Consider the following 10,904-nt stretch of genomic DNA (forward strand, 5'->3'; position numbering starts at 1 on the left):
ACGCGATGTGGACCCGCGCCCGCGGCTGGGCCCTGTGGAAGGCGCTCATCACCGAGAACCTCCCGATCATCGAGACCGTCCTGGACGACCACGTCACACGAACGCGCTGACGCCCTCGTACTCCCCCGCCGGAGCGGCGCCGACGGTCTCGTACTCGAGCAGCAACAGCCCACTCGGCGTCGCCTCATGCCCAGTCAACCGCAAGCCCGCAGCCTCCCCCGGCGTCAACAACCGCCGCCCCGCCCCGACGACAGTCGGCGCCACCACCAACCGCACCACATCAACCACCCCAGCACCGAGAAGCGCCCGCCCCAAGCGCCCACTCCCGTGCACCTGCAACTCCCCTTGGGCCTTGAGCTGCTTGACATCTTCTAGCGACCTCAGCACCGTCACCGGACCCCAACCACCTTCGCCCATCGTGGTACTCACGACGTACTTGGGAAGCGAGTTCATCAGCTCGGCAAACGGATCATCCGGATCGGTGATCTCCGGCCAGTCCCGCGCGAACGCCTCGTACGTCCGCCGCCCCAGCACCAGCCCGTCCGCGAGCCGCAACCACTCGGCCGCCCGCCGTACGAACACCTCGTCCATGAACGGCACCAGCCACCCGCCCCGCGTGAACCCGTCACTCGTGTCCTCGCTCGGCGACCCCGGCCCCTGACAGACCCCGTCCAGCGACACGAACTCCGTGAGTACGAGCCTCATCCCTCGACCACCGTCGCGAGCTGCTTGATCACGGTGCCCCACCCGTCCGCGAACCCGAGGTCCGCGTGCCGCAGCCGGCTGGCCGGATCGCCGTGCCGCGCGATCATCCGGTACTGCGTACCGTCCGCGTGGTCGGCCAGCAATACCTCCGCCGTGACCGCGATCGGCCGCGGAGCCGCGGGACGCCAGGTGCTGTTGATCGCGTTCGTGAACACCAGCCGTTCGAGATCCTCCACCACCAGGAAGCACGCGTCGAGATGCGGCCCGAACGCCGTACCGTCGTCGCTCAGCTCCGTCACCAGCCCGCCGCCCGGCCGCAGCTCGAGACGCCGTACCCGGCAGACCGCCGGCGCCGGCACCCACCATCGCTCGAACCGCTTCGGATCGCTCCACGCGTTCCAGACCTTCGCCCGCGGCGCCCGCATGACGCGCTCCACGACCAGGTCCAGCTCGGGATCGAACTCTGCCTTCACACGTCCTCCTCGGTGACGAAGCGCTCCAGCCTGTCGGTGCGCTCTTCCCAGATCCGCCGCTGCTCGGCCAGCCAGTCGTCGACGACCGCCAGCCGTTCGCGGTTCAGGACGCAGGTCCGCACCCGGCCGGTCTTGACCGTGCGGATCAGCCCGTTCGACTCGAGCGTCCGGACGTGCTTCATGAACGACGGCAGCGTGATCGGGTACTCGGCGGCGAGCTCGCCAACACTGGTCGGGCCGCGGCCGAGCCGCCGGATCACGCTCCGGCGGGTCGGGTCGGCCAGTGCGACGAACACTCCGTCGACCTCATACTGTGCCATGAGGCTAAGTATTGCGTTCGTTCAATACTTAGCGCAAGGGCTAAGTGTTTCGGGCTGAAAGACCCCGCCTCCGACTGCTTTGGAGACGGGGTTTTCTGCTGACGGTCAGTCGCGGGTGAGCTTGCGGTGCGTCACCCGGTGCGGGCGGGCCGCCTCCGGGCCGAGGCGCTCCAGCTTGTTCGCCTCGTAGGACGCGAAGTTGCCCTCGAACCAGAACCAGTTCGCCGGCTCGTCGTCGGTGCCCTCCCAGGCCAGGATGTGGGTCGCGACGCGGTCCAGGAACCACCGGTCGTGGGACACGACCACCGCACAGCCCGGGAACTCCAGCAACGCGTCCTCGAGCGACTGCAGGGTCTCGACGTCCAGGTCGTTGGTCGGCTCGTCGAGGAGCAGCAGGTTGCCGCCCATCTTCAGCGTCAGGGCCAGGTTCAGCCGGTTCCGCTCGCCGCCGGACAGGACGCCGGTGGGCTTCTGCTGGTCCGGGCCCTTGAACCCGAACGAGGCGACGTACGCGCGGCTCGGCATCTCGAAGTTCGCGACCTTGATGTGGTCGAGGCCGTCGGACACCTGCTCCCAGACGGTCTTCTTCGGGTCCAGGCCGCCGCGCGACTGGTCGACGTACGAGATCTTCACCGTCTCGCCGAGCTTCAGCGAGCCCGCGTCCGGCTGCTCCTCGCCGACGATCATCCGGAACAGGGTCGACTTGCCGACGCCGTTCGGGCCGACGACACCGACGATGCCGGCCCGCGGCAGGCTGAAGCTCAGGCCGTCGATCAGCTTGCGGTCACCGAAGCCCTTGACCAGCTTGGACGCCTCGAGCACGGTGCTGCCCAGCCGCGGACCGGCCGGGATGTTGATCTCGTCGATGTCCAGCTTCCGGTTGCGCTCGGCCTCGGCCGCGAGCTCCTCGTAGCGCGCCAGCCGTGCCTTGCTCTTGGTCTGCCGGGCCTTCGCGTTCGACCGGACCCACTCGAGCTCGCGCTCCAGGATCTTCTGCCGCTTGGCGTCCTTCTGCCCCTCGACCACCAGCCGCTGCTGCTTGGTCTCCAGGTACTTCGAGTAGTTGCCCTCGTAGCCGTACGTCCGGCCGCGGTCGAGCTCCAGGATCCACTCGGCGACGTTGTCCAGGAAGTACCGGTCGTGGGTGATGGCCATCACGGCACCCGGGTATTTCTGCAGGTGCTGCTCCAGCCAGAGCACGGACTCGGCGTCCAGGTGGTTGGTGGGCTCGTCGAGCAGCAGCAGGTCCGGCTGCTGCAGCAGCAGCTTGCACAGCGCGACCCGGCGGCGCTCACCACCGGAGAGGTTGTCGACGATCGCGTCCGGCGGCGGGCAGCGCAACGCGTCCATCGCCTGCTCGAGCTGGGCGTCGATGTCCCAGGCGTTGCGGTGGTCGAGCTCGGTCTGCAGGTCACCCATCTCGGCCAGCAGCGTGTCGTAGTCCGCGTCCGGGTCGGCCAGCTCGGCGGAGATCTCGTTGAAGCGGTCGAGCTTCTGCTTGGTGTCGCCGACCCCCTCCTCGACGTTCTCCAGCACGGTCTTGCCCTCGGTCAGCGGCGGTTCCTGGAGCAGGATCCCGACCGTCGAGTCGTCGGCCAGCCGCGCCTCGCCGTTGTTCGGGTGCTCGAGGCCGGCCATGATCTTGAACAGCGAGGACTTGCCGGTGCCGTTCGGGCCGACCACGCCGATCTTCGCGCCGGTCAGGAAGTTCAGCGTGACGTTGTCGAGAACGACCTTGTCGCCGTACGCCTTCCGGACGTTGCGAAGCGTGTAGATGAATTCCGCCATACCCCAGAGCCTATGTGCTCCGCCGGTCGCTTTCCCAACCGGTTGTCCACAGCCGCGAACTTCACCCGCCCCCACCACCCCCGATCGGTGCACCTTCTCCGTCGACAACACACCCCTCGACCGGAAGGCACCCCATCATGAGCCTCGGTGACACCTACATCACAGTCGTGGGCAGGATCGGCAGCGAACCCGACTTCAAGGAGCTCGGGCAGACTCCGCAGGTCAGCTTCCGGCTCGCCTCCACCCCACGCCAGTTCGAGAAGGCTCTCAACAGCTTCGTGGACAAGCCGACCACGTGGTACACGGTCGAATGCTGGCGATCCCTGGCCCGCAACGCCTTCGAATCCATCGGCGTCGGGCATCCGGTCATCGTCACCGGCCGCCTCAGGACGCACGAGTGGACGGACGACTCCGGCGAACAACGCAGCCGCATCGTTCTCGAGGCCTTCTCGCTCGGCCACGACCTCAGCCGCGGTACGTCGACCTTCACCAAGAACGCACCGCGGACCGCCTCGTTCGAATCCACCCCGCGGACACCCGAGGTGACCGCCGCGCCGTACCCACCCGACGAGTTCACCACCACCCCGCTCCCCCTGTCCGCGGAACACCCGGCGGCGGAAGCGGCCTGACTATGTCACCGTTGACTTATATAAGCCCGGCCCGGCATTCTGGGCACCTACCCAGTAACCGACCAGAAGAGGGAACCACCCGTGATCGACATCCTCGAGCACATCAACGCGGTCCAGCGCGAGGTCAGCCGCACCGGCGAGACCGTGACGGTCGTGATGCGCCGCACGTACCGGGCCGAGCCGGCCGAGGTGTGGGACGCCCTCACCGACCCGGAGCGGATGCGCCGCTGGTTCATGCCGGTGAGCGGCGACCTGAAGGTCGGCGGCTCGTTCCAGCTGGAGGGCAACGCCGGCGGCGAGATCCTCGAATGCGATCCCCCGAAGCGTTTCAAGGTGACCTTCGGCGGCCCCAACAGCCTGGTCGAGCTGCGGCTCCTCCCCGGAGCCGATTCCTCGACCGACCTCGAGCTCGAACACTCGATGGACGCGGCACCGGCCCCCGGCGGCGCCGGCGCCCTCTGGGTCGGCCCCGGCTGGGACGGCGGCCTGCTGGGCCTCGCGCTCTACGTCAACGGCGAGCTGCCAGCGGATGCGGACCCGACCGCCATGGCCAACTCCGCCGAGGTGATCAAGTACAACGAGTACTCCGTCCGCGCCTGGATCGAGGCCGTCCGCGCCTCCGGCACCACCTCCGAGGAGGACCTCCTCAGCACGGCCAGGACTTCCTTGTCCCAGTACGCCCCCGACGCCACCCTCTGACACCCTCAGCTGGTCGGCAGCACGTCCCGGCGCGCGCAATGCGCCGGGACGGCGCGGGCCGATCGCCAGCTCTACTGCCGAGCGATGGCCAGGCTGTCGCGGCACTTGGTGTACGCCGCGAGCTCGTCGCGTGCCGGCGCCACAACGTGGCTGTCGGCAACCTTCACCAGCTCCTCCCGGAGCGCCTTCGACACCTGTCGCGAGCGCCGCAGCGCCCCGTTGGTAGCGAAGACCCGGCAGAGGAAGGACAGCGCCAGCCCCAGCACGGCACCACCGACCAGCATGATCCAGGCGTACGGAATGCCGTTCCACTCCGGCAGCGGCGGATCGTTCAGATGCGCGATTCGCGTTACCAGCAAGGCGATCAGCCACGCGGCACCGCCGAGCGTCACCAGGAACAGCAACCACTGCACGATCCGGGCGAAACTCCACCAGCCCGGATTGCTGGACACCCCGAGGTCGGTCCGCGCGACCGCCTGGTCGAGCTCGTCCCCGAGCGACTCCTCGCGCCGCCGGATCGCCGTCCGCACCGAATCAGCCCACGGCCGCGACAGACCCTCAGCAGCCTTGTTCGTGATCGTGCGCACCGCCGCGTCCATCCGGGCACGCTGCACCGGAGTTGCCGCAGGCAACGAAGAACGCGCGATCGCGACCTCGCTGGACGCCGACTTGCGCAACGCCTTGCCCTGTTCGCGCGACACCTGGTCGCCGTGCAACCGGCGCAGCGGGTCCGGCCGGAACCGCCCGATCCACTTCGTCAACGGCCACCCGGTCGCCGCCCGGGCACGCTGGAGGTACGAGCGCCGTACGGCGTCCGACACCACCGTCAGCCCGCTCGCGTCCGACAGCGACTCGACGAGCTCGGTGACATCGTCGTCGGCGATCTCCGGGGTCTTGGCGTTGCCGCACTGGCTCGCCATCCGGTCCGACACCCGGTCGACATCGGCCGCGAGCCGCTCCCGCGCGGAGCGCTTGTTGCTGACCCGCTTGACCAGCAGCGAGCGGATCTCATCCAGCCCGTCACCGCTGACCGCCGACGTGGCAACGATCGTCGGGTTCTTCAGGCCGTCCGACCTGATCAGCTTGTCGAGGTCTTCCAGGCAGCTCTTCCGCTGCTCCGGCGTCAGCTTGTCGATGTGGTTCAGCGCGAACACCATCACCCCGGAATGCGAGGCGAACGGTTTGATGTACCGGTTGTGCAGCGCCGCGTCGGCGTACTTCTGCGGGTCCACCACCCAGATCAGCAGATCGACCAGCTCGACGAGCCGGTCGACGATCAGGCGGTGCTCGACCTCGGTCGAGTCGTGGTCGGGCAGGTCCAGCAGGACCAGGCCGTCCAGGTCCTCAGAGTGCGCTTCCTCGAGCGAGCTGCGGTGCTGCACCTGGTGCCGGCGCGGAATGCCCAGCCAGCTCAGCACCTCACCGGCCGGCTCGTCACCCCAGACACAGGCCAGCGGCATCGAGCTGGTCGGCCGCCTGGTCCCGATCGCGGCCAGGTCCAGCCCGGTCAGCGCGTTGAACAGCGACGACTTCCCGGAGCCGGTCGCGCCGGCGAGCGCGACCACCGTCAGGTCGCCCGACATCCGCAGCCGTTGCCCGGCGCGGTCGACGATCTGCGCGGCCTCGGTGAGTACCACCGGGTCCAGCCGTCCGTCGCCGGCCTTGGCGGCCACCTCGAGCGCGTCGATCTTCTTCAGGACATCGGTCTCCGCCCGGGCGGGCGTCTCGACCGTATCCACTGTTTCCGTCACGTGCAGTCCTCCACCGCGCGCGCGGCCTCGGTCAGTTGCCTGGCCGTCTCGGCGTCGACCGGATGCTGGTCAAGGACAGCCAGATAGCGGGCGAATTCGGCATCCATCAGGGCATGAACCTTACCGTCAAGGTCCTCGCGTGCCTTGTCGACCATGCCCTGAACTGCCTTCTCGCCGAAAACTGCCTCCAGCAACCGCTGCCCGACGACCGCGCTGCCGGCGCCCGCACTGGCCTGAGCACCCTTCGGGATCCCGGCCGCGCTGGCGAACATCACCACCATCAGCGAAAGGCCCAGCCCGTTGACGCCGTACTCCAGGATCTTCGCCGTCGACTTCTTGTCCGCGCCTTCGGTACGGACGAGGTCCAGCACGAACGCCTGCCACTCCCGCACTGTCCGGCTCGCCGCGGCCGGGAACTGCTCGGACATCGCGCCCAACGAAGCCACCACATCGTTGCCACCGGCACCGGCCTTCCCGGCCCCGGACTTACCAGCCTTCTCCGCGGACGCACCAGCCCGGCCGCCCGCCGCACCGGCCTTCCCGGCGGACGCATCGGCCGCCGCCGCCGTCGTACCAGCAGCCTGTCCAGCAGGCGCGGCAACCCTCCAGGGCGGCGTAGCCGCGTTCCCAGCAGACTGTCCAACGGGCTCAGCGTTCCCGCCGTCGGCTCCCGCAGCAGCGAGCAACTGCCGTCCTGGAGCAGTGCCCTGCCACGCTTTCTCAGCCCGCTCCGCCGCAGCGGTCGCGTGCTCGCTCAGCAACGACTCCAACCCGGACTGGATCGCGTCACTGACGTCACGTGTCTCAGCCGGCTTGTTCCCCAGCGAGCTCTTCAGCCGATCACGCAACCGCCCACCGTTGGACTGCAGCCCCTTCAGCAGCTCACCGGTCCCGACGAACTGCTGCCACCGCGCCAGCACCTCGCCGCGCAGCACCGTCCCGTCCTGGCACGCCTTCGCGATGTCCTTGACACCCTGGTCGTACGCCGACTCCGCCGACGATCGCAGCTCGAGAGCCGTGTCGGCCTGCGCCTTGACCGCGGCGGCGAACGGCGGAGTCTTCTTCACCATCGCACTGACCGCACCCTGCAGCGTGCGGCGTACCACGCCCGCCCGCGCCTCGGCGTCAGCCGCCAGGTCGATCAGCCAGTCCTTGATCCCGGCAACGGCCTGCTGCGGCAACATCCCGTTGCCGTCGACAACCGTCTCCTGGATCGAGAACAGCGGCGAGTCACCCAGCCCACGTTCGAGCAGCATCTGCGCGAGGTGGCCCGTGATGTCGTCGATCGTCTCGCTAGGCGCCCGGTCGAGCACCACGGCAACCGCGGTACTGCGGTCCGACGCGCTCTGCAAGAACTCCCACGGCACCGCGTCGGAGTACCGCGCCGCCGTCGTCACGAACAACCACAGATCGGCCGCCGCCAGCAGCTGCGTCGCGAGATCCCGGTTCGCCTCGACGACGGAGTCGATGTCCGGCGCATCCAGGATCGCCAGCCCCCGCGGCACGCTGTCGGCCGCAACCAGCCGCAACTGCCCCGCTTCCTCCATCCCGCCGGGCTCCTCGGAGGCGGTCCGCGCCATCCCCGGCAACACCCGGTCCCCGACGAACCAGTCCGCATCCGCCGGGTGATGAATCAGCACCGGCGACCGGGTCGTCGGCCGCAACACACCCGGCTCACTGACAACCTTGCCGATCACCGTGTTCACCAGCGTCGACTTACCGGCCCCCGTAGACCCACCGACAACCGCCAGAATCGGAGCTTCCAACTGCACCAACCGCGGCAACAAATAGTCGTCCAGCTGATCCAGCATCGCCTTCTGCTGCTGCCGAGCCTCATCAGCCCCCACCACCTCGAGCGGCAACTGACTCCCCGCCAACACCCCCCGCAACTTCATCAACGCAGTAATCAAAGCCATAGCAGCCTGCTCAGCCGCCAACCTCCCAGCCAACTCCTCCGCAGTCAGCCCACCCCCATCCCCACCATCAGCCGCCGCCTCCCCGTCGGCCCCATCCCCACCGTCAGACACCCCACCGTCAGGCGCCGCCCCACCGCCAGAAGCCGCCCCACCGCCAGAAGCCTCTCCACCGTCAGCCGCAGCGTCTTCCTCGGCCCCGGCACCTTCCTCGGCCCCGGCACCTTCCTGGGCCCCGTCACCGTCCTCAGACCTGTCACCGTCCTCAGACCCGGCAGCATCGTCGGCCCCGGCACCACTCTCAGATCCAGCACCACTCTCAGACACCGGACCGTCCTGGGAGGCAGCACCACCAGCGTCACCACCCGCATCAGCCGCCCGCACCCCCTCAGCACGCTCAGCCGAGCTCTCCCCACCATCCGCCGAACTCGCCCCGCCATCCACCAGACTCGCGGTGCCGTCCACCGGACTCGCGCTGCCGTCCACCGGGCTACCCGCGCCATCCTCCGAGTCCCCCACACCAGACTCCGACGCATCCGAACCAGACTCCGAAGCCGCGTCCTCCGCACCCCGGCCGCCTGCCACACCGCCAGCAGCCCCACCAGCCGCAGCCTCACCAACAGCCACGTGCCCGGACGCATGATCCCCATCCGTAGCACCCGACGACAGCTCAGATCCACGATCGCCAGCGGCATGCCGCCCGACATGCTCCCCAATCAGCCCACCAGCCTCAACCCCACCATCGGGCCGAGCGGACGCAGCGTCACCACCACCAGCATCTCCCGCGGAACCTCCAGCCTCCCCCGCAGCGACCGCGTCAGACCCACCGACAGTCCCGCCGGCCGCAACTTCCGCCGCGCCCTCCGCCGCGCCGGCCTCGCGGTCGGCTGCCTCGGGCACACCGTCCGCTGCGTCGCCGACCGCCGCGGGACCTGCCCCGTCTGCCGCACCCTCGGTCGCGTCGCCCTCAGCCGCGGGACTCGGGCCGTCGGCCGACACCGCTGCGACGGGGCCACCGTCGGCCCGGCCACCTGCAGCGGCCATGCCCTCGCCCGTGTCAGCTCCCGCCGCAGTCGTCGCATCATCTGCGGGGTCGGATCCAGCTGCGTCTGCCCTGCCCTCTGCCGAGCCGATTGTGACGGACCCACCGTCTGGCTGCTCACCTGCAGCGGTCGTTCCCTCCCCCGCGTCAGCTCCCGACGCAGTCGTCGCATCTGCGTGGCCGGATCCAGTTGCGTCCGTCGAACCGCCTGCCTGGTCGGCCGTGGCTGCCGAGGCGTCCCCGGGCACAGTCGCCCCGTCTGTAGCGTCCACCGGAGCGGGCTCGACTGCCTTGGAGGCGTCCTCCACCGAGCCCGGCGCGGAAGCGCCGATGCTGCCGTCCGCCGAACCGGGCGCCGCTGCGCTGACGCTGCCGTTCGCCGAGTCCGGCGCGGCCGCATCGTCGGCGTGTACCGGACTGTGTGCAGTCGGGTCTGCCGCGCCGGCTGCGGCGGGCGCAGGGTCTGCGGACGCGGTTGTGGCCTCGGCCGTGGGCTGCGTCGTGCTCCCCACCGTGGGCCCGGGCGCTGCCTCACTCGTAGGCTCCGCCGTGGGGTCAGTCGTGGGCTCGGGCGTTCCCTCGGGTTGGTTCGGGGTCGAGGACGGCTGGTTGGGGTCCTTCGGGAGGCCCACGATGATGTTGCCGAACTCAAGGGGGAAGCCGTCCGCGGATTCGTCAGGTTCGTAGACGACGCCTACTGCTGGACGGGAGGGGTTGCGAGGGGTCGCGGGTACGGCCGCGTCGTCTGCGGTCGGGGTTGCTGGAGCGCTGGCCGCCGACGCATCAGTCGAGGCGTCAGCATTCGGCGAGGTCGTCGTACCGCTGGTCGTCGTCCCGGCGGACGCAGGCCTGCCCGTCGCCTCCGTGGTCGTCCCAGAGGCCGGGGTCGCGGACGTTGGGGCGTCGGGTTCGGTGGTGGCTGGCGGATGCTCTGCGGTGTCGGTCGGCTCGGCTGAGGCGTGGCCGGCAGCGGTGCCGTTGGGTGCCGTCGCTCCGTCGGCCGGCGAGGCGTCGGTGGGCTCGACCGGTGTGTTCGGGGTGGATCCGGCAGCGCTCGCAGCCACGTCGGCGTCGGTCGCGGCGGTCGCCTCCGCGTCGGTCGTGTCGGTGGGCTGGGCGGTATCCGCGGAGGAGGCTTGCGGCTGGTTGGCCGGGTCGGCGGCGCTTGCGGAGGGCGCAGTGGGGGATGCCTCGCCGTCGTCCGTGCTCGTGGTCGTTGCGGAGGCGGACGCATGCGAGTCGGTGCCGGTGGCTGAGCTGACGGCGCCGGCCCTGTCCTGGGGCGTGGCGGCGTCGGTTGCGGCCTGGCCGCGCGTGGCAGAGGTATCGCTGGACACGGAGGTATTCCCGGGCGCGGAGGTCTCGCTGGACGCCGAGACGTCGCCAGGCACGGAGGTGCCGCCGGAGGCGGAGGTGTCGCCGGGCACGGAGGTGCCGCTCGGCGCGGAGATGTCTCCGGAGGCGGACGTGCCGCTGGGCGCGGAGGAGCCGCGCGACGCGGAGGTGTCTCCGGAGGCGGGGGTGTCGCTGGGTGAAGGGGTGTCGGTGGGCGTGGGTGGGTCGTTGGGTGGGGTGGTGTTGGGG

The 10,904-nt window shown here is 69.8% G+C and carries 10 protein-coding genes; 3 read left to right on the plus strand and 7 right to left on the minus strand.

Annotation, left to right across the window (positions count from 1 at the left end; translation table 11 throughout):
• Positions 1-93: 93 nt before the first annotated feature.
• The 4 genes from VFF46_RS14650 to ettA all read right to left on the minus strand — a co-directional run bounded on the left by VFF46_RS14650 (position 94) and on the right by ettA (position 3,286).
• Positions 94-705: a dihydrofolate reductase family protein gene (locus VFF46_RS14650; RefSeq protein WP_325037666.1), complete on the minus strand. Its 612-nt coding sequence runs from the start codon at positions 703-705 to the stop codon at positions 94-96.
• Entirely contained in the window at positions 702-1,178 is a 477-nt protein-coding gene (locus VFF46_RS14655) for an SRPBCC domain-containing protein (protein ID WP_325037667.1), read from the minus strand. The genes VFF46_RS14650 and VFF46_RS14655 overlap by 4 nt, the downstream gene beginning before the upstream one ends.
• Positions 1,175-1,498: a metalloregulator ArsR/SmtB family transcription factor gene (locus VFF46_RS14660; protein WP_325037668.1), complete on the minus strand. Its 324-nt coding sequence runs from the start codon at positions 1,496-1,498 to the stop codon at positions 1,175-1,177. The genes VFF46_RS14655 and VFF46_RS14660 overlap by 4 nt, the downstream gene beginning before the upstream one ends.
• A gap of 105 nt (positions 1,499-1,603) precedes the next feature.
• The gene (gene ettA, locus VFF46_RS14665; RefSeq protein WP_325037669.1) at positions 1,604-3,286 is read right to left on the minus strand and encodes an energy-dependent translational throttle protein EttA; all 1,683 of its coding nucleotides are present in this window, start codon (positions 3,284-3,286) and stop codon (positions 1,604-1,606) included.
• A 137-nt stretch (positions 3,287-3,423) separates the two neighbouring features.
• On the opposite strand from ettA, the gene VFF46_RS14670 reads away from it, so the two are divergent.
• Both VFF46_RS14670 and VFF46_RS14675 read left to right on the plus strand, forming a co-directional pair.
• On the plus strand, positions 3,424-3,915 hold the full coding sequence (locus tag VFF46_RS14670) for a single-stranded DNA-binding protein (protein WP_325037670.1): 492 nt from the start codon (positions 3,424-3,426) through the stop codon (positions 3,913-3,915).
• Positions 3,916-3,996: 81 nt separating this feature from the next.
• Positions 3,997-4,614 carry an SRPBCC family protein gene (locus tag VFF46_RS14675; protein WP_325037671.1) on the plus strand — a complete coding sequence of 206 codons (618 nt, stop codon included), beginning with the start codon at positions 3,997-3,999 and terminating at the stop codon, positions 4,612-4,614.
• A 71-nt stretch (positions 4,615-4,685) separates the two neighbouring features.
• Here the strand turns inward: VFF46_RS14675 and VFF46_RS14680 are convergent, their stop codons facing one another.
• From VFF46_RS14680 to VFF46_RS14690, 3 genes are read right to left on the minus strand one after another with little or no spacing between them, the layout of a single operon-like run.
• Positions 4,686-6,365, minus strand: coding sequence for a GTPase (locus VFF46_RS14680; RefSeq protein ID WP_325037672.1), 1,680 nt, complete (start codon positions 6,363-6,365; stop codon positions 4,686-4,688).
• A complete protein-coding gene (locus VFF46_RS14685) occupies positions 6,362-8,281 on the minus strand; it encodes a dynamin family protein (protein WP_325037673.1) in 1,920 nt (639 codons plus the stop codon). Before VFF46_RS14685 ends, VFF46_RS14680 begins: the two co-directional genes overlap by 4 nt.
• A 44-nt stretch (positions 8,282-8,325) precedes the next feature.
• Positions 8,326-8,649: a hypothetical protein gene (locus tag VFF46_RS14690; RefSeq protein WP_325037674.1), complete on the minus strand. Its 324-nt coding sequence runs from the start codon at positions 8,647-8,649 to the stop codon at positions 8,326-8,328.
• A gap of 1,385 nt (positions 8,650-10,034) precedes the next feature.
• Between VFF46_RS14690 and VFF46_RS14695 the strand changes: the two genes are divergently transcribed.
• A partial coding sequence (locus VFF46_RS14695) for a hypothetical protein (protein ID WP_325037675.1) occupies positions 10,035-10,904 on the plus strand: 870 nt, incomplete at its 3' end.

The organism is Kribbella sp. (assembly GCF_035655035.1).
In the GTDB taxonomy this organism is placed as follows: Bacteria; Actinomycetota; Actinomycetes; order Propionibacteriales; family Kribbellaceae; genus Kribbella.

Coding starts and splice junctions, on each gene's coding strand:
- VFF46_RS14650 (WP_325037666.1), bottom strand. CDS start 705: ATGAGGCTCGTACTCACGGAGTTCGTGTCGCTGGACGGGGTCTGTCAG.
- VFF46_RS14660 (WP_325037668.1), bottom strand. CDS start 1,498: ATGGCACAGTATGAGGTCGACGGAGTGTTCGTCGCACTGGCCGACCCG.
- VFF46_RS14685 (WP_325037673.1), bottom strand. CDS start 8,281: ATGGCTTTGATTACTGCGTTGATGAAGTTGCGGGGGGTGTTGGCGGGG.
- VFF46_RS14670 (WP_325037670.1), top strand. CDS start 3,424: ATGAGCCTCGGTGACACCTACATCACAGTCGTGGGCAGGATCGGCAGC.
- ettA (WP_325037669.1), bottom strand. CDS start 3,286: ATGGCGGAATTCATCTACACGCTTCGCAACGTCCGGAAGGCGTACGGC.
- VFF46_RS14690 (WP_325037674.1), bottom strand. CDS start 8,649: ATGCGGGTGGTGACGCTGGTGGTGCTGCCTCCCAGGACGGTCCGGTGT.